The organism is Alkalinema pantanalense CENA528 (assembly GCF_050753345.1).
GTDB classification, from domain to species: Bacteria; Cyanobacteriota; Cyanobacteriia; order Leptolyngbyales; family Leptolyngbyaceae; genus Alkalinema; species Alkalinema pantanalense.
Genome location: NZ_JBLZFX010000001.1, coordinates 64,099 through 83,819, shown reverse-complemented (window position 1 = coordinate 83,819; position 19,721 = coordinate 64,099). Strand labels below are relative to the sequence as shown.

The following is a 19,721-nucleotide window of genomic DNA, read 5'->3' as shown; positions in this document are numbered from 1 at the left end:
AAAATACTTCATGCAGGCTTGGTTGATCTAAGCCACTCTCCCAGTTTTGGGAGAACTTGTAGGTCTTGGGAGAACATGCAATGGGCGAACTATTTAATACTGCGTTTTTGTCATTTTCATTGATTTTGGTTGGGCTAGCAGTGGGTTTTGCCCTGCTGAAATTACAAGGCGGCGAAGAATAAATCAAATTCATCCTCAATCGCAAGGGGGCAATGGCGATCGGGTTCCAGATTTTTCTTAGAAATTTCTCACCTGAGCGCATTGCCCTTTTTTAGATCGCCTCGGATTTTGTATCCCCTCAGACAGCCCCCAGGATTTCTGATAGAATTTGACGAAAAGTTAACATTTTGTCACGAACCCTCCATGAGCATTTTAGTTGTCGGTGCTACGGGCACTCTCGGAAGACAGGTGACTCGCCGTGCCCTTGATGAAGGGTACTCAGTTCGCTGTATGGTGAGAAGTTTTAAGCGAGCCACTTTTCTAAAGGAGTGGGGGGCGGAACTGGTCTATGGCGATCTCTGTAAACCGGAAACCTTGCCCGAAGCCCTGGAGGGAGTGACTGCTGTCATTGATGCATCGACTGCCCGAGCCACCGATTCCCTCAGCATTAAGCAGGTGGATTGGGACGGGAAAGTCAACTTGATCCAGGCCATGCAGAAGTCGGATTGCGATCGGTTAATCTTTTTCTCCATCTTGGATTGCGAGAAATACTCCGATGTCCCGTTGATGCAAATCAAAACCTGCACGGAAAAATTTATTCAAGAATCTGGACTGAACTACACCATCCTGCGGCCCTGTGGCTTTATGCAGGGTCTGATTGGCCAGTACGCCATTCCTATTTTGGAAAATCAAGCCGTTTGGGTCGTCGGTGAAACATCGCCCATGGCCTTCATGGATACGATCGACATTGCCAAGTTTGCCGTGAAAGCACTGCAAGTACCGGAAACGGAAGGTAAATCGTTCCCGATCGTGGGGCCTCGCGCTTGGGATGGCTACGAAATTATTAAACTGTGTGAACGGCTCTCGGGGAAAGAAGCCAAGGTGACCAAGGTTCCCATCCAAGTCCTGAGAGCAGCGCGGCAAATCACCAAATTCTTCCAGTGGAGTTGGAATATTTCCGATCGCTTGGCGTTTACAGAAGTCGTTGCCACGGGCCAAGCGCTCACCACCTCCATGGAGGACGTTTACAAAATCTTTGGTATCGATCCTCAGGAAATTTCTACCCTGGAGGAATATATGCAGGAGTACTTCAGCCGGATTCTCAAGAAATTGAAGGAAGTGGAGTACGCCCAAGAGAAAGCTAAAAAGAAAAAAGCTACCAAGAAAACCTACCCTCGGTTCTAAGAGTTTGACTCGGTTCTAAGACCTTCAAAAAGTAACGGAACTTAAAACTCGAGTTTCCAAAATTAGTCAAAAATGGATGATTACTGTCTAAGGTCATCCCAAGGTTGGCCTCTTTCGTTCATCTAGCCTCTCGTGTGGGTATTCCTGTGCCTAAAGCTGGCATTATTTACAACGATCAAAAGCCAACAGCTTGCCAAGCAGCGGATCTGCTGAAAGATCATCTGACTCATGCAGGCTGGACAGTGGTGACCGCCACAGGAGAGGGAGGGATTTTGGGCTATTCCGATCCCAGTGCTCCCGTTTGTCATACCCCGATCGATCGCTTAGTTCCCCCTGGCTTTGACAAGGAAGTTGAATTTGCGGTGGTCTTAGGGGGGGATGGGACGGTTCTGTCTGCCTTTCGCCAGGTTGCGCCCTGTGGAATTCCTCTGTTGGCAGTCAATACAGGCCATTTGGGTTTTTTAACGGAAGTATTGGCGACGAACTTGGAGACGGCGATCGCGGAGGTATTGGCCAATCGCTACCACGTTGAAGAACGCACCATGCTGCGAGTTCAGGTCTATCGCCAGAACAACCTGATGTGGGAAGCGCTATGTCTCAACGAGATGGTAATTCACCGGGAACCGTTGACCAGTATGTGCCATTTTGAAGTGCAAATTGGTAACAATAGTCGGGTGGATATTCCTGCAGATGGGATTATTTTGGCCACGCCCACCGGATCCACTGCCTATTCCCTTTCTGCCGGGGGGCCTGTGATTACGCCAGGAATTCCGGTTATGTGTATGATCCCGATTTGCCCTCACTCATTAGCTTCTCGGGCCTTAGTATTTAGCAATACTGAGCCAGTCACCATTTTCCCCGCGACGCCCAATCGCTTGGTGCTAGTGGCCGATGGTAATGCGGGCTGTTACGTGTTGCCAGAGGATCGAGTCTGCATCCAAAAATCCCATTATCCTGCACGATTTGTGCGACTCCAAAATCCAGAATTTTTTAGTCTACTGCGAGATAAGTTAGGTTGGGGGTTAGCCCATGTCGCTAAGCCGTTTAATCATAGCGATCAACCCTCCGTGAACGACTAGGAATCCCACACAAAACGGTCGGACTGCGTACAATAGAGAAAATTTTTCATATTGAGCATTCATTCATCTCCTTGTCGGATTGCTTGATAACTTTGATGGCTTTGTCTTTGGCAATTCTGTGGTATCGCTTGGGTTGCACAGTTAATCTGCCAGCTAGGCATCATGGTTAGGCCAATCCTATGTAGAAAGTTGATTTGCTCAGATTTTCATAAAATTCTGGATTAGCTGTTCTACTCATTCAAATTTGTTTTAGTCATGCCCTATTAAATCTCTTCGCCCAGCACCTCTGTTGCATCAGAGGATATTCATCAGGACAGACCTATGAGTACCACCCTTCTGGATTCTTCACCCTGCGTACTGATTGTGGAACCAGATGAACTCTTAGCCCACAGTGTACGGGCTGATTTGCAGGAGTTTGGCTATGATGCTCGCGTTGTCAATGATTCCAGTTCAGCCTTGCGGGTAACCCTGGATGCACAACCTGCCTTGGTGATTGTCGATCGCATGTTAACTGGAGATTCAGGGCTAGAGTTTTGTCGCTCCTTACGGAAACAGGGACTGCGAATGCCCGTGTTGCTGATGATGAACAAAGACTCGGTGGACGATCGAGTTGCCTGTCTTGAGTCTGGGGCAGATGACTATTTTCTGAAGCCCTATCGCAGTGATGACTTTTTGCGACTGGTCAAACATTACTTACGAACGGAAGTTCCCCAGCAGGAGGTGTTGCGCTTTAGTAACCTAATGTTGGATTTAGGGACACGGCAAGCGTTTCGGAATGGTCGCGTGATTGATCTAACGATGAAGGAATTTGATCTCTTAAAATTCCTCATGGAAAACTCCCGCGAAGTTCTGACCCGTGAGCAAATTTTGGAAAACGTCTGGGGTTACGATTTTGTGGGAGAGTCCAATGTTATTGAGGTCTACATTCGCTACCTCCGGCTCAAAATTGAAGACGAGGGTGAAAAACGACTTATTCAAACGGTTCGGGGTGTGGGGTATGTTTTGCGGGAAGTGTAGCGTTCGATCGGTCAGCGTTGGCTTGGGTAGCTTGAGCTTAAGTATTTTTCTGCTGGGTTGCGCGCCCGCTCCTACCGTGAATGCCCCTGCCGCATCCGCTGCCCCGATCGCGGCATCAACGGGGGTTGGTCAATATTTGCCCATCACAGCCCAAGCCAAAATTGCCGATCGAACCATTCAATTGGAAGTCGCGGAAACCCCTCAACAGCAAGCTTTGGGACTGATGTATCGCCCGGAACTCAGTGATGATCAGGGAATGTTGTTTCCCTTTTCACCAGCTAGAACAGTGAACTTTTGGATGAAAGATGTACCCGTTGCCTTAGATATGGTGTTTCTCTACCAAGGCAAGGTCGTGGCGATTGCTGACCAAGTGCCTCCCTGCAAGACGATCGCATCGGCTTGCCCTACCTACGGGCCTAGGGAGTTTGTCGATCAAGTGATTGAATTGCGGGCAGGGCGTGCCCAAGCCCTTAACCTGCAAGTGGGCGATCGGGTCACCGTCACCTTTTTGCAACGGTAATGGTGATATAGACGGCTGGGTATTCCGCGAAATTGGGTAAAATTTCGAGAAACCATTAAAAAATTTGATTATTCCTGATCTCGTTTACGAAACCTATGTTATACTCTCTGCTCAATCCGGCTAAATTGTAATCAATTTAACGGTTGTGTGTTTTCCTATTGAGTCTCGGGTTCTCTGCAACCTAAAGCTCTGAGAACCTTGCCTGATCTTCATCACACTCAGTTGTTTGTCAGTTCCTTAACCATCACTTCTATTTGAAGATTGTTTAAATCGGTCAAAGTAGAACATATGTGCTACTATTGACGGCAATCCTGAGAATTTAACGTTTTTGTAAGAGATTTTTTGCAAAAAGTCCGGTAAATGATCCTAATTTCGTGAGTTTGACTGAACTACGTCAAGTTCATGCAAAGTCAGGAAGACGGTTAGCCAGATACAGAGCGCTTCTGGGTCATCTGCACAGTCCTGGGTTATCTGTGTTTTTCTGGTTTATTTTGTCAACAATAGCTCTTGTTAGAGTCTGAGCCTTCCCAGCTTAGGCGTTTGGAATTTATCACATTCATTTCTGACAACACTACGGGGGTGATCTCCAACGATGTCTCCATCAACCTATCCCGATTTAATTCGATTTTTAAAAGAAGACTTATTGGTTTCTGCCTCTTCCATTGATTTTGCCCTGAAGCAACGGAAGGGGGATTATGACCCACTGCCAATGATTCTGTGGCAATACGGTTTAATTACCCTGGAGCAGTTAGACCGCATCTATGACTGGTTGGAAGCTGCAGCTTAAGGCAGGGGTTGGGTGAGGTGTCTGTCCAAGCCATAGCCTGTCTCGACTGTTTTGTAGTCTATGCTGCCGATCGCCTGAATTGACTAGGGGATGGGGTTAATTAACTCTGTAGCTATCAGCCATTTCACCAGAGTTCCGTTTAAACTGAGGAAAGTTCAACCTCTACTTCAACACCAAGCAGGGAGGTCATGAGCGCGTTTTTGGAATGATCATTGGCAGTAGTGGTGAAGTGGATGAGTGACCTAGAACACTGCTATCAACTTTTGGGCATCAAGCCGAGCGCGACCCTGGCAGAAATTAATCGAGCTTACAAAGATTTGGCTCTGGTTTGGCACCCCGATCGGCTTCCTAAGGATAATCAGCGTCTTCTACAAATTGCAGAAGAAAAAATCAAAGAATTGAACCACGCCCGCGATCTCTTGCGGGAACAAGCTAAAAAGTCCCGAGCGGGAACGTCTTCAACGAGTACCCACCATTCTGGAGCGTCTTCCCATCAGACCCATCGTTCTGATAGCCAAGCTAACCGGAACCCTCAATCCTATACCGCCTACCAGTCCTACTATTACTACCAGGGTGGCAAGTCAAGTCAGGGGCAATCCCACAGCCACGCTTCGGGCAATCATGGTGCAGGTAATCAGTCCAATGGTTACCACTCTACTGGTCATGGCTATGGTGCCAACGGTCATGGCTATGGCCATAGTGCAAATGGTCATAGCACAAATGGTCATAGCGCAAATGGTCATAGTACAAGTCAGGGCCAGCAGACTGGGAAGGACGCAAATAGCAGTACAGCAAGGGCACAGGACTATTACGCGCAGTCACGATACCGCGCTGAATACCATCGATCGGGTCAAGCGCAATCAGGTACTGCGCAGCCCCATCCGCGACCCACATCGGATCCACGTCAACCTGAAGCCAAGTATGCTAGTGCAAAGCCGGTCGATCCTCCACCTAAGCCGCCTCAAGCCTACACGCCACCGGGCAATGCGGCTAAAGCCTATGGGTCGCCTCGAGAATATCGCAGTTCCCAAGCTCCCCACAAAACCCATGGCCCTGATTTGTCAGGTGTGGACTTGCGGGGACGGGATTTACGGGAAAAGGATTTGTCGAACCGTAATTTAGCCCGCGCCAATTTGAGTCAAGCCAATCTCAGTGATGCGTTTTTACATCGAGTCAATCTAGAAGGCGCTAATCTGCAAAATGCCAATCTGTTTCGCGCCAATCTCTTGGAAGCCAACCTGAGAAATGCTGATCTGCGAGGTACCAACTTAATCGGAGCTGATCTGAGTGGATCCGATTTACGGGGTGCGAATTTGGAGGGGGCGAAGGTGGGCTTTGACGATCGGGTGATGGTGAAGTTAACCGGAGCTTTGTTGCAAGGCGCGACGATGCCCCACGGGAAAGTTTACGAAGGGTAAATGTTTCGCGAAATGTAACAACTTTACAAAACGCAATCTTGATAAACCTGTGTTACTTGCCACAGTTTCGCCTGAAACCCATAGAAGACCTCGTAAAGAGCGGTTTGTTGGATTGATCCATGCTTGTAATTTGTTAAGAAGAATTTCGATCGTTCGCAGTAGGTACAATCACATCCCTGCATTAATAGTTCTTGGTCTGAAGCTGAAATGCTTGCTGTCGGTAGATTTGAGGATGGCTGTAACAAAATTAGAAAAATTTCTTAACACTCTTTACATTCCTTAATTTATCCGCTACTATATGAAGTGTGGTTAACACCACATATACATACCTGATTTCCGCAATCATTACAGAACCATGACAACAGTACTACAGCGCCGCGAGAGTGCGAACCTGTGGGAACAGTTCTGCAACTGGGTAACCAGCACCAACAACCGGATTTACATCGGTTGGTTCGGCGTCCTGATGATCCCCACCTTGCTGACTGCAACCATCTGCTACGTAATTGCATTCATCGCAGCTCCCCCCGTGGACATCGATGGCATCCGTGAGCCCGTTGCAGGCTCCCTGCTTTACGGTAACAACATCATCTCTGGTGCGGTTATCCCTTCTTCCAACGCAATTGGTACCCACTTCTATCCCATTTGGGATGCAGCTTCTCTCGATGAGTGGCTGTACAACGGTGGCCCCTACCAGTTGGTGATCTTCCACTTCCTGATTGGCGTTTTCTGCTACATGGGTCGTGAGTGGGAACTGTCCTACCGCTTGGGTATGCGTCCCTGGATCTGCGTGGCTTACTCTGCACCTGTGGCAGCAGCAACCGCAGTCTTCTTGATCTACCCCATCGGTCAAGGTTCCTTCTCCGACGGGATGCCCCTGGGTATCTCCGGGACCTTCAACTTCATGTTGGTCTTCCAAGCAGAGCACAACATCCTGATGCACCCCTTCCACATGCTCGGTGTGGCTGGCGTCTTCGGTGGTAGCTTGTTCTCCGCCATGCACGGTTCTCTGGTGACCTCTTCCTTGGTTCGTGAAACCACTGAAGTTGAGTCTCAGAACTACGGTTACAAGTTTGGACAAGAAGAAGAGACCTACAACATCGTGGCAGCTCACGGTTACTTCGGTCGTCTGATTTTCCAATATGCATCGTTCAACAACAGCCGTTCCTTGCACTTCTTCTTGGGTGCATGGCCGGTGGTGGGTATCTGGTTCACCGCTCTGGGCGTGAGCACGATGGCCTTCAACCTGAACGGTTTCAACTTCAACCAATCCATCATTGACTCTCAAGGTCGTGTGGTGGGTACTTGGGCGGATGTGATCAACCGGGCTAACCTGGGGATGGAAGTGATGCACGAGCGTAATGCTCACAACTTCCCTCTGGACTTGGCATCTGGCGAGTCTGCACCTGTAGCACTGCAAGCACCTGCTATCAATGGTTAATGCCCTCTGCGGTTTTAGCTTGAGATTAGTTGATTGATAAATCGAAAGCCCCCATCGAGTTACTCGATGGGGGCTTTTGGTGTTGGCGGTGATTTCCGAAATGCAACAAGTAGTTAGGGTATTTGTTCCACAGACCTGATCTGGATAGAAATCGCCCATGAGCCTGTTCCGCGTCCTACTTAGCCTGGTTTTTCTGGCTCCGATCGTGGCTCCTCTCCGTTCGACCCAAGCCCAGACCCTCACTTGCCAGAATGTGATTGCGATCGATCGAGCCAACTGGCAATGGTATCCGGCCCAGCCCTTAGCTCAGTCCACGGTAATCGATCGGATTGCTCAATTACAGGATGAACTGAACGCGATCGCCAATGCACCTGCAAATTTTGATGAAGGTATCAGTACCCGTCTCTTTCAATTGCTAGTGAGCAACCCTACGGCTCGTCCGCCTGAATCCCCAACGATTGCGGAAGTAGAACAAATCCTGCCCGAGCTATCTGCTTTACAAAGAAGTCAATTGATCGCAACTTCCGATCGGCTTGTACCTAAAATCGCCGTTCTGACCAACGAGCCGAATCGAGATGTTTTGTTTGCCAACTTAGCCAAATACTATCAACGCCTTGGCCAAGGCAATCGAGCGGGTGCCTTGTTAGACCAAGCGTTACAAGCTGAGCTGAAAGTTGCGGCGAATCAACGTCGCTTTACCGTATTACTCAAGGCCGCCACTGACCTAGGCCAAAGTACAACGATCGCCCCTAGACTCCCCCAACTTGAAGCAACGATCACTGCCACTCATCCAGAGCTGATCCTGCGCTTAGCCCAAGCTTACCAATCTGCTGGGAATCAGACGAAAGCCTTAGCCCTCTTCGATCGCTTTGCCAAAACTCAAAAGCCAGAAACGTTACAGCCTGAACTAGTCATTGGCTATGTGAAACTTAACCGCTTAGAAAAAGCGAAGCCCTATCTGGATGCCATCCTGAAAGGGTATATTCACTTTGACGATCATAGATATGGTGATGTCATTGCGACCTATGAAAAAGCGAAACAGCCCCAAATTGCTGATCAGTTATTTAATAAATCCTGGAAATCGATTCAGAATGAACTATTAGATCAAGAAACACCGTTCCTACAAAATTATTTCAAGGCAGGCGGTAGTCCCGATCGAATTCTGAACGCATTACAAAAAGATCAGCCCGATCGAAAATTTGATCATTTACTAACGGTTGCTGGCGAATATCGTAAACGAAATCAACCTAAAATAGCCTCCCAGGCGATAGAACAATGGATTCAAGTCGCTATACAACTCAAAAATCGGGATACAACTTATTTGTTATGGCAAATGGCAGAGAAGGGTTACCTGCCAGAAGTGAAGGTAGCAATGGCTCGTCTCATTCCGCTCAACCGCATCGATGCTAAGGGATTTCGCTTAGTTCCCCTTGCCCAGAAATTAGATCTCTTGGATGCCATTGAACCCTTGATTCAACGATTACTGAAATCCGATCCCGAGGCCCGGATTGATCTTTTGCAGCAGTTGGCGATCGCCTATGCAGAAACGGCTAAACCCGATAAAGCCGTTGCCATTGCTGAACGCATTCCTCGCAAATATCCGGCCTATTCTCCTGCGATCGCCACATTGGCTCAAGTGGCAGCCACGCTCCATCGCCAAGGCCAAACGACCCCAGCCCAAACCATTCTGACGAAAACGACAGCGATCGCCGCTGGTATTAAAGAACTTGATACCCGTGCCCAAGCCTACGCTGCGATCTCCATAGCCCAGGTTCAAATGGCGCAACAGGACGCCGCCGAAGCTTCCCGGAAATTGGCCGTGCAGTGGGCGAAGGCGGCTCCCAATCCCCAGGTGGTTCTGGGCGCGATCGTTCAGCAATTTCTCGACCAAAGGCAACTTTTGCCCGCTTGGAAGACGTTTCAAGCCATTCCGACAGTGGCGTTGAAAGAGACGAATATTGATAATTTGATCATTACAGCCCTGGCTGTTGGCGATCTTGCGATTGCTCAATCCGCCATTGACCTCGTTGCGCAATATCATCCACCTCGGAGCTTTTTGTTTACGGCCCCCCGCCTTGTCCGAGCTTACCTGGGTCGGGGACAAGTTCAAGAGGCTGTCATGACCCTCGATCGATCGGCCAAGGTGTGGACACAATTACCAGAATCGGAGCGATCGTCGGATGATTTAGAGGCCATTGTGCAACTCTATTCACAAACGGAGCAGATCGCCGCCGCCCAAACCTTAATTGACCAGTATCCCAACGCCCAACAGCCGGGATATGCCCAGCGCAAGCAGCAGCTCCAAGCCCATTTAGATTGCTATCGATCGAGGCGTTAAGGTCAAGGGGGGAGGAAATTTCTAGATTGCGGTACCCATGCACTATCTTGGGACGATAGAATCAATAAGCCCTTTTCCCCCAGTGTCACGATGGCGCAGCGTTCCGGTAAGTCCTCTAAGCCTGATACATCAAGTGTCCTGAGCGATCGGTTGCCCAGTGTCGGATCTCGCAGCAACCCATCCAATACGATTCGCATCCGAGGGGCACGACAGCATAACTTGAAAAATATTGATCTAGAATTGCCCCGCGAGCAGTTAATTGTCTTTACAGGCGTGTCTGGATCGGGGAAGTCTTCGCTGGCCTTTGACACGATTTTTGCAGAGGGGCAACGGCGCTATGTGGAGTCTCTGAGTGCCTACGCGCGGCAATTTTTGGGGCAGGTGGATAAACCGGATGTGGACGCGATCGAGGGACTGAGTCCAGCCATTTCCATTGACCAAAAGTCTACGTCCCATAACCCGCGTTCCACTGTCGGAACAGTGACGGAAATTTATGACTACCTCCGCTTGCTGTTTGGCCGAGCTGGTGCGCCCCATTGCCCCGAGTGTGATCGCTCCATTGCGCCCCAAGCGATCGACCAAATGTGCGATCGGGTGATGGATTTACCAGACCGAACCAAGTTTCAAATTCTCGCACCAGTGGTGCGGGGAAAAAAAGGGACGCATAAAAAATTAATTTCTAGCTTGGCCTCGGAAGGCTTTGCGCGAGTACGGATTGATGGCGAAGTGCGGGAACTGAGCGATTCGATCGAACTGGAAAAAAATAAATTTCACGACATCGAAATTGTCGTCGATCGATTAATTAAGAAAGCGGGAATTGAAGAGCGTTTAGTGGATTCCCTGGGCACTTGCTTAAAACATTCCGGCGGAATCGCAGTCATCAACATTCTGCAAGATGAAAAACAGAAGGAAAACAACGTTGTAGAACTGCCCACTACCCAGAAATCGAGCGATCTCAAGGCTGCTGAAGCTGGGGGAAGCTATGGCACGGTGGCGGAACCGATCGCCGATCTTGTCTTTTCGGAAAACTTTGCCTGCCCGGAACATGGCGCAGTCATGGAGGAGTTATCGCCTCGGTTATTCTCCTTCAACTCCCCCTATGGAGCCTGCCCCAATTGCCATGGGTTGGGAAGTTTACGCAAGTTTTCCCCCGATTTAATCATTCCCAATCCCAAATTGCCCGTCTATGCCGCGATCGCGCCTTGGTCGGACAAGGATAACACCTACTATCTATCGCTACTGTGCAGTGTGGCAGAAGCCTACGAATTTGATATTCAAACGCCCTGGGAAAAGCTGACGGAAGACCAGCAAGAAATTTTGCTCCACGGTTCTCCGGAGCCGATCTGGATACAAACGGAATCCCGCTATCGGGAAGCCAAGGGCTACCATCGCCGCTATGAGGGTGCACTGCCCATGCTGGAGCGGCAATACCAGGAAACGACTTCCGATGTTTACAAGCAAAAGTTAGAGCAATACCTCATCGATCAAACCTGCGAAGACTGTCAGGGCTATCGCCTGAAGCCGGAAGCGTTGGCGGTGCGAATTGGGCAGTATCACATTCACGACTTAACGGGGGTGTCCATTCGGGAGTGCCTGCGCCGGGTCAATGATATGCAACTGACGGAAAAACAGGCCAAGATTGCGGATCTGGTGCTGCGGGAAATTCGAGCAAGGTTGCAATTTTTGTTGGATGTGGGATTGGACTATCTCACCCTCGATCGGCCTGCCATGACCCTTTCCGGCGGGGAAGCCCAACGGATTCGGTTGGCAACGCAGATCGGATCGGGATTGACGGGTGTGTTGTACGTTTTGGATGAACCGAGTATTGGTTTGCATCAACGGGATAATACGCGACTGTTGAACACCCTGACAAAATTGCGGGATTTAGGTAATACCTTAATCGTTGTCGAACATGATGAAGAAACTATTCGCGCTGCGGATTACGTAGTTGATATTGGTCCTGGGGCGGGGGTGCATGGGGGGCACATTGTCTCTAAGGGGAATGTGGAGGATTTATTACAGGCGGAAGACTCGCTGACGGGGGCCTATTTGTCAGGACGGAGGGTGATTGCGACGCCAGCGGAACGGCGGGAAGGCAATGGCCGATCGCTGGTGATTCAGGGTGCGACTCGCAATAATTTGCGCAATATCAATGTGGAAATTCCCCTGGGCAAATTGGTTTGTATTACGGGGGTTTCCGGGTCGGGCAAGTCTACGCTGGTCAATGAATTGCTCCATCCTGCGATTCAGCACCACTTTGGCCATAAGGTGCCGTTTCCCAAGGCCGTTGAAAAGATTTTGGGACTGGATACCCTAGATAAGGCGATCGTGATTGATCAGTCACCCATTGGCCGCACCCCGCGATCGAATCCTGCCACCTACACGGGGGTCTTTGACGTGATTCGCGATGTCTTTTCCGGAACGATCGAGGCCAAAGCACGCGGGTATAAGCCAGGGCAGTTCTCGTTTAACGTCAAGGGCGGACGCTGCGAAGCCTGCTCGGGGCAGGGCGTCAATGTGATTGAGATGAACTTTCTGCCGGATGTGTATGTGCAGTGTGAGGTCTGTAAAGGCAAGCGCTACAACCGGGAAACGCTGCAAGTCAAGTTTAAAGACAAGTCAATTTCCGATGTTTTGGATATGACAGTGGAGGAAGCGTTGGCCTTTTTCCAAAATATTCCCCAGGCCGCAACACGGCTACAAACGCTGTACGATGTGGGGCTGGGCTACATGAAAATTGGGCAGACGGCTCCGACGCTATCCGGGGGGGAGGCGCAGCGGGTGAAGCTGGCGTCGGAATTGTCCCGGCGGGCCACGGGTAAGACGTTGTACCTGATTGATGAACCGACGACGGGATTATCGTTTTACGATGTGCACAAGCTACTCGATGTAGTGCAGCGTTTGGTGGACAAAGGTAATTCAGTGCTGATGATTGAGCACAATCTAGATGTGATTCGGTGTTCCGATTGGATCATTGATTTGGGGCCGGAAGGGGGCGATCGGGGCGGGGAACTGGTTGCCGTGGGAACGCCAGATGAAGTGGCCCAGGTATCTGGATCTTACACAGGAGAGTATTTGAAACTGGTATTGGAACAGTATCCTGTGCAACAGATAGGGCCTTGATTGCGAGGAAACACGATCGTTTCAGTTCCAGAGAGTCTCTATGCAGAATTGGCAAGCAAACTTCTCCTGTACAGAGGTAGATAGGTCTCGATCTGAAATACGGTAGACTCTTTACAGTTTGAGAATGTCCTGTACTGAAAGTCGTTAATCTCATCCTGCAAATGCCAGTCCTTTCAGGATAACGAGTTTTATTAAGTCCTTTAACCGAGTATTTGTACTCTTATTGCTTATGTTTCATCGTGTGTTAGCTAGCAGTCGGCAATTGATTATGATTGCTGTCTTCTTTTCGTTTATCGCTTCTGTAACGGTCATGATCTATGGGGCGCTACAAACCGTAACTACGGTTCTTCAGATATTTACAGAAGGTGCTGTTTCCAGCAAGGGAGCAAAAACGCTGGTTTTATCTTGTATTGAAATTATGGATCTCTTTTGGCTCTCCACTGTATTTTACATTACAGCATTAGGATTGTATGAGCTATTTATCGACGATCGGGTTAAGGTTCCAGAGTGGTTGGAAATCCACGACATTGATGATCTCAAAGGTAAATTAACAAGTGTTGTTGTAGTTGTACTCAGCGTGTTGTTTTTGGGACAAGCTGTTCGATGGGATGGCGAAGCGACGATTTTGCCCTTTGGTGCAAGTGTTGCGTTGGTAATTGCTTCATTAACCTATTTCTTGAGTGGTAAGAAAGCTAGGAAATCTAACTAGAGTGCTTCAAAGCATTGGCTGCTAGATTGGAGAATCACTACCAAGTCAATTCTAGGAACTGTTGGTAATTTCAGGGATAAGAGGGATAAGTGGGTCATGGATGCCTTCAAATCCATAGACTGCCAAAGATTGCCAATTTATGAAAAGCAAGGGGACGATCGTCGATCGTCCCCTTGCTTATAATTCCTGTTCTACAATTTGTAGGCTCCTAATTGTATGAATTAAGCGCGAATGTGCTCGTACACGCTGAGGTACTGTTCGCCAGGAAGATTCCAGGAGTTATCGTATTCCATCCCTTGAAGGGCTAATTTACGGAATAACTCAGGATTGTTGTACCACAGATCAAAGGAACGTCCCATTGCCGACTCCAATGCCTGAGGATCGGTTTGATAGAAAACAAATCCATTACGCTTTTCTGGGGGATGTTCTTGGTCGTAATCCCAATCAAAGACCGTATTCACCAAACCGCCCACCCCTCGAACGATCGGTACCACACCATACTTCAAACCGATCACCTGGGTTAAGCCACAGGGTTCATAGTTACTAGGCACCACAATCATATCGGCACCCGCATAGATCAGGTGAGACAATTCCTCGTTAAACCCAAGCTCTAAATGACAATCGGAGTTGTCATTCAAATAATATTTCTCATGCTGGAAGTAGGCGTTAATTCCTGGTTCTGTTGCCGAACCCAGCAGGACAAACTGTCCGCCACGATGCAGCGTGTAATAGATCGCATGGTGAACTAAATGCACACCCTTCTGATCATCCAAGCGACCAATGTAAGCCACGATCGGTTTGTCATGATCATTGTCCAGCATTAAGCGCTCTCGCAGAGCTTGTTTATTTTTCTGTTTCTCAGCAAAAGTTGTAGAGGAGTAGTGATAGGGAATGTAGCGATCGCTTTCTGGATTCCAGACATCGTAGTCAATTCCATTCAGAATTCCACTAAACTTATCCTGGTGCATTTCCAACGTATGACCTAAGCCATAACTAATCCCCGAAAATCTAGCTTCCCAAGCGTGGTGAGGCGAAACCGTATTCACGTAATTAGAATAAACAATTCCACCCTTCATGCAATTAATTGCAAAGGGATTGAAGTTATCTCGAAGCTTATCGTATTGGAAATAATAATCATGTCGGTTCAATCCAGTCGCCGACAAAATCTCTGCACCTGTAATTCCTTGATGTTTAAAGTTGTGAATGGTGTAGCAAATCCGTTGTCTATCCATCCCGTGGTATGCATACATTTCGTACAGCATTACAGGGATTAATCCTGTCTGCCAATCGTGACAGTGAATAATATCAGGTCGCTTATTCGATACCAGCAGAAACTCCAGTGCCGCTTTGCTGAAGAACGCAAACCGCAGGTTGTCATCTGAGGCACCGTAGTAGATTCCCCGATCGAAGAAATCTTGGTAGGAGTGGGGGCGAATAAAGAAACAGAGGCAACCATGCACCCAACCGCAAAAAACTGAGCAGTGGATTTTACCATTATCCCAAGGCACCCATAGCTCTCGATAGGCTTCGTGGAGGCCCCAAATATGGTCATACCGCATGCAGTCGTACATCGGCAGAATCAGTTCCACACAGTGACCCCGGCTTTCCAACTCGCGACTGAGGCCGTAAATCACATCACCCAAGCCACCAGCCTTGATTACCGGAGCGCACTCAGAGGCAATCTGCACGATATACATCCAACACACCTCTTTTATTTAATAAATGTCAATTTTTACGAACCTATTGAAACAGAATACCTCATTACATTTAGTAGTGTGGCAAACGAAATTAAGGAAAGAGATTAGATAAGTATCTCTGATACGAAACATTGATTTTTGTAGGGTAATCCGAAAATTCAGTAATCACCGCTACGCTGGAAATGATTGGCCTGTGCCCATCCTGTCGCTTGGGTGATGGGTTTTACTGTCGGAATTCTGATGGTTCTGGCAAAATCCCATAGGCTAATTTAATCTCGTTGAAATCGGGATCTTCTACGATCGCACAGGCTACACAAGCACCCACTAAAAGGAGCTTCCATGACTGCTGTTGCCACCTCTCCACTAGAGGAAATTCGGGCCGGACTGCCCAACATTTGCGGTCTCGAATCGGAAATCAGTGCCGTTACTAACCATTCCGATCCCGTCTTCCTCCCCGTTTCCAATTTGCGTTTAGACGAGATTCATTCCGGCTTTGCCTGCGCCCTCCACATGCATCAGCCGACAATTCCCGCTGGCGCGCATGGGGAACTGATTTGCAATTTGCAACACATGTTTGAGCACCAAGGCGAAGGCGATAACCACAACGCCAGTGTCTTTGCTTGGTGCTATTCCCGCATGGGCGATTTTATTCCTGAACTGGTTGAGAGCGGCTGTAACCCTCGCATCATGCTGGACTATTCCGGCAACTTGCTCTGGGGACTGCGCCAGATGGGGCGAGATGACATCCTCGACAAACTGAAGACGATTACCTGCAATGCGAAATATTGGCCCCATGTCGAGTGGCTGGGTACGATGTGGAGCCATGCGGTTGTGCCGTCTACCCCCATTCCCGATATCAAACTGCACATCCGAGCTTGGCAGCACCACTTTGCTGCAATGTTTGGCTTCGATGCACTGAAGCGGGTGAAAGGTTTCTCGCCGCCCGAAATGCACCTGCCCAACCACCCCGATACCTTATATGAGTACATCAAGGCCCTAAAAGACTGTGGCTATAAATGGCTCTTGGTACAGGAGCATTCGATCGAAAATCTAGACGGCTCCGGTGTTCCCCAGGATCAAAAGTACATTCCAAACCAATTGGTAGCCCGCAACTCCCATGGAGAAACCGTCAGCATCACCGCACTGATCAAAACCCAGGGTTCGGACACTAAGCTAGTTGCCCAAATGCAGCCCTACCACGAAGCCAAAGGACGGGGAAGGCAGCGGATTGGCGCGATCGAAGTGCCGTCCCTGGTCTCACAGATTGCCGATGGTGAAAACGGCGGCGTCATGATGAATGAGTTCCCCCGCGACTTTCAACCCGTTTGGCACAACATTCATGAGGCGGGTAACCGCACCGTCGGGTTTAACGGAACTGAGTATTTGGAACTGATTGAAGCGGCAGGCGTCAGCCCCGACGACTATCCCAAGGTGCAGGCTGTCCAGCAGCATAAAATCTGGCAACGGGTGGATCCGGCTACGGCAACCCCTGAAAAAGTGGAACAGGCGATCGCGGCTCTGAAGCAGGAGGATCACCGCTTCAGCATGGATGGTGCTTCTTGGACAAACGATTTGAGTTGGGTGCGGGGCTATGACAATGTCCTAGAGCCGATGAACCAGCTCAGTGCCCAATTCCACGCCAAGTTCGATCGGCAGGTGGCAGAAAATCCTAGCTTCACCCAAAATCCCACTTACCAGGCCGCACTACTCTATGTATTGCTGACGGAAACCAGTTGCTTCCGCTATTGGGGCCAAGGGGCTTGGACGGACTATGCGCGGGAACTGTACCGCCGAGGGATAGCCCTGATCGAGTCGTAAGGACTGATTGGGGGGAAATCGTCAGGATTCACCACTTTAGAACCTTCGGCCCGATCTCCCCTCCCACTGACTCAAAGGAGATAATAGATAGCCTAGTGGAACTGGCTCAGCATGGGACTATGCATCCTAGAAAATGCAACCCATGGGGCCAGTTCATCTTTTCTCGCGCTCCAAATTTTTGGGCCTCCGTTCTGGGGGCCAGTGCTTGAGCGCGCTATTTTATTAGTCTGGCCCCGATCGCTGAAGCACGTGAGATAGGATAGGAATCGAACTTTGGTCCATTGCAGGAACCCATGCTCTTTTTAAAACATGAATCATCGTTGGAAAAGAGCCATTGGCAACTGACGTAAGCAATCTACATGAGCAATTTACATAGGCGATTTACCGTCCGATAGAGACAGTAATACTCGCAACTGAGCTAGAGCGATCGAGGGAGAAATATTGGCGATTGAGACAAGATGCTGGGCAATCGGGCCTTTTCCAAGCCCTAACTGCCCAAATCCTGCGAAGATTTTTGCCGATCCTCCATTCCAAGCGCTATCCTGCTTAAGGTTGTGTTTGCTGCAATCTATCCGCTATTTGCTGTTGACGCTTTGGGTTTAACCAGGTTCGTATGAAGACATCGCATCTTTTCTTTCTTGCAGGGGTCGGTGCATTAATCACCGTAGGTCATGCAGGTTCTAGTTCTGCCCAGTCGGTCAATCCGCAAAAGCCTTTGAGCCAGCCATCCTCTGAGATCCAGTCCCCTAATTTAGGGAAGCTGCTAGCAGCAGCGAATGCCCCGGAGGAATTTTCTCCCCAAATTATGTCGCTGCCCAGTTCTCTCCAGCAAACCCAACCGACTACTTCCCCTAACAACTCCCCCAGCAATTCCAATATCGTCCCGGCCACCCCGTCCAAGTCGTCTGCTCCCAATTCCAGTACCCCCTTACCGCCCAGCCAGAATCAACCCACTCAGACGCAACCCAACCTATCAACGCCATCCGTTCAACCCGCCATACCGGGCACACTTCAAGAACGGAAATCCTTGCTCACTGAAGAACAGCGGAAGGCTCCTGCGCCAGAGTTGCTGAATCCCCATGCAAACCCGTTGCTGTTTCCGACTAAAACAGAAGAGGTTAAGTTAGCCGGAGCGCAACCCATTACGCTGAACCAAGCGCTGGAATTAGCGGAACGCAATAATCGAGACATTCAAGTCAGCAAGTTGGAACTGGAGCGCAGCAAGGCAGCCCTGCGTCAGGCTCAAGCTAGCCTCTTTCCCACCCTGGAACTGCAAGGGACCTTCACCCGATCGGAGAATGCCAGTTCTGAAATTTCTTTGCGTTCCCAACGCATTGCCTTCGATCGCCTGAGCCCTGCCCAAAGGGTATTTCAGCAAGCCCCAGACCCAGGGGACGACCAACCGGTTACCAGCCTCAACACCCAAATCCAACTCAACTACGATATCTACACCTCCGGTCGTCGGCCAGCCCAAATCCGCGCGGCAGAAAAACAGGTGCGCACCGCTGAACTGGCGCTAGAGCAATCCCAGGAAAAAATTCAGTTTGATGTAGCCAGTGCCTATTACGACCTACAGGACGCCGAAGAACAGGTGCGGATTAACCAAGCGGCGGTGGAAAATGCCCAACAAAGTTTGAGCGATAGCCAAAAGTTACTGCGGGCAGGTTTGGGCACGAGCTTTGATGTGCTGCGATCGCAGGTGCAACTGGCCAATAACCAACAGCAATTAACCAACTCCCAGGCCAACTGGACGATTCGCCGTCGCCAACTGGCGCAGTTACTCAGCCTGCCAGAGTTTGCGGAAATCCTTGCGGCTGACCCCGTGGAGAAAGCAGGCGAATGGAAACTTTCCCTCGAAGAAAGCATTATTGCTGCCTATAAAAACCGGGCGGAACTGGAAACCCAACTGGTACAACGAGAACTCAGCGAAGCCCAGCGTAAAGCGGCTCTGGCTACCCTTGGCCCCACCCTCAGTGTGCAAGCCGACTATAATCTTCTGAAAATTTTTGAGCAGCCGGTGCCCGGTTTCTCCGACGGTTATAGCCTGTCTGCTGTGGCGCGTTGGTCGTTATTCGACGGCGGCAGTGCCCGTGCCCAAGCCAAGCAGCAGGAAATTAACAAGCAGATTGCCGAAACTCGCTTTGCCCAAACTCGCAATGTGGTTCGCTTTGAAGTGGAACAAGCCTACGCAAATCTGCAAGCCAACGCCGCCAGCATTGAGACTACAACCCTAGCCGTTACCCAAGCGGAACGGGCGCTGTATCTTGCCAGGATCCGTTTCCGGGAAGGGGTGGGTACCCAAACCGATGTGATTAACGCCCAAACCGATCTAACCCGCGCCCAGGGCAACCGCCTCAGCGCCATCATTGGCTATAACCGATCGCTGGCCCAACTCCGACGCGCTATCAGCAATATTGCTCGGGAATAATGCAC

The 19,721-nt window shown here is 49.6% G+C and carries 14 protein-coding genes; 13 read left to right on the top strand and 1 reads right to left on the bottom strand.

The window, feature by feature from the left end; translation table 11 throughout:
- Positions 1 to 80 precede the first annotated feature (80 nt).
- From petM to ACN4EG_RS00300, 11 genes are all read left to right on the top strand, one after another.
- Complete coding sequence (gene petM, locus ACN4EG_RS00350) at positions 81 to 182, top strand: cytochrome b6-f complex subunit PetM (RefSeq protein WP_431627095.1); 102 nt, start codon at positions 81 to 83, stop codon at positions 180 to 182.
- Positions 183 to 363: 181 nt separating this feature from the next.
- Entirely contained in the window at positions 364 to 1,344 is a 981-nt protein-coding gene (locus tag ACN4EG_RS00345) for an SDR family oxidoreductase (RefSeq protein WP_431627094.1), read from the top strand.
- Positions 1,345 to 1,490: 146 nt separating this feature from the next.
- Positions 1,491 to 2,423 (top strand): NAD(+) kinase, encoded by a 933-nt coding sequence (locus tag ACN4EG_RS00340; protein ID WP_431627093.1) that lies wholly within the window; start codon positions 1,491 to 1,493, stop codon positions 2,421 to 2,423.
- Between the two features lie 321 nt (positions 2,424 to 2,744).
- A complete protein-coding gene (gene nblR, locus ACN4EG_RS00335; RefSeq protein WP_431627092.1) occupies positions 2,745 to 3,440 on the top strand; it encodes a response regulator transcription factor NblR in 696 nt (231 codons plus the stop codon).
- Positions 3,421 to 3,960: a DUF192 domain-containing protein gene (locus ACN4EG_RS00330; protein WP_431627091.1), complete on the top strand. Its 540-nt coding sequence runs from the start codon at positions 3,421 to 3,423 to the stop codon at positions 3,958 to 3,960. Before nblR ends, ACN4EG_RS00330 begins: the two co-directional genes overlap by 20 nt.
- Before the next feature lie 592 nt (positions 3,961 to 4,552).
- Positions 4,553 to 4,747, top strand: coding sequence for a DUF2949 domain-containing protein (locus ACN4EG_RS00325; RefSeq protein ID WP_431627090.1), 195 nt, complete (start codon positions 4,553 to 4,555; stop codon positions 4,745 to 4,747).
- A 233-nt stretch (positions 4,748 to 4,980) separates the two neighbouring features.
- Complete coding sequence (locus tag ACN4EG_RS00320; RefSeq protein ID WP_431627089.1) at positions 4,981 to 6,165, top strand: pentapeptide repeat-containing protein; 1,185 nt, start codon at positions 4,981 to 4,983, stop codon at positions 6,163 to 6,165.
- Between the two features lie 355 nt (positions 6,166 to 6,520).
- On the top strand, positions 6,521 to 7,603 hold the full coding sequence (psbA, locus tag ACN4EG_RS00315) for a photosystem II q(b) protein (protein WP_431627088.1): 1,083 nt from the start codon (positions 6,521 to 6,523) through the stop codon (positions 7,601 to 7,603).
- A 157-nt stretch (positions 7,604 to 7,760) separates the two neighbouring features.
- Positions 7,761 to 9,941, top strand: coding sequence for a tetratricopeptide repeat protein (locus ACN4EG_RS00310; protein ID WP_431627087.1), 2,181 nt, complete (start codon positions 7,761 to 7,763; stop codon positions 9,939 to 9,941).
- Positions 9,942 to 10,031: 90 nt separating this feature from the next.
- Complete coding sequence (gene uvrA / locus ACN4EG_RS00305; protein ID WP_431627086.1) at positions 10,032 to 13,064, top strand: excinuclease ABC subunit UvrA; 3,033 nt, start codon at positions 10,032 to 10,034, stop codon at positions 13,062 to 13,064.
- Between the two features lie 229 nt (positions 13,065 to 13,293).
- Entirely contained in the window at positions 13,294 to 13,773 is a 480-nt protein-coding gene (locus tag ACN4EG_RS00300; protein WP_431627085.1) for a YqhA family protein, read from the top strand.
- 221 nt (positions 13,774 to 13,994) lie between these two features.
- On the opposite strand, the gene glgA is transcribed toward ACN4EG_RS00300, so the two are convergent.
- A complete protein-coding gene (glgA, locus tag ACN4EG_RS00295; protein ID WP_431627084.1) occupies positions 13,995 to 15,470 on the bottom strand; it encodes a glycogen synthase GlgA in 1,476 nt (491 codons plus the stop codon).
- Positions 15,471 to 15,809: 339 nt separating this feature from the next.
- Here glgA and ACN4EG_RS00290 point away from each other — a divergent pair, with 339 nt between their 5' ends.
- The gene (locus tag ACN4EG_RS00290; RefSeq protein WP_431627083.1) at positions 15,810 to 17,288 is read left to right on the top strand and encodes a glycosyl hydrolase family 57; all 1,479 of its coding nucleotides are present in this window, start codon (positions 15,810 to 15,812) and stop codon (positions 17,286 to 17,288) included.
- A gap of 613 nt (positions 17,289 to 17,901) precedes the next feature.
- Entirely contained in the window at positions 17,902 to 19,716 is a 1,815-nt protein-coding gene (locus tag ACN4EG_RS00285) for a TolC family protein (RefSeq protein ID WP_431627082.1), read from the top strand.
- The last annotated feature ends 5 nt before the right edge of the window (positions 19,717 to 19,721 follow it).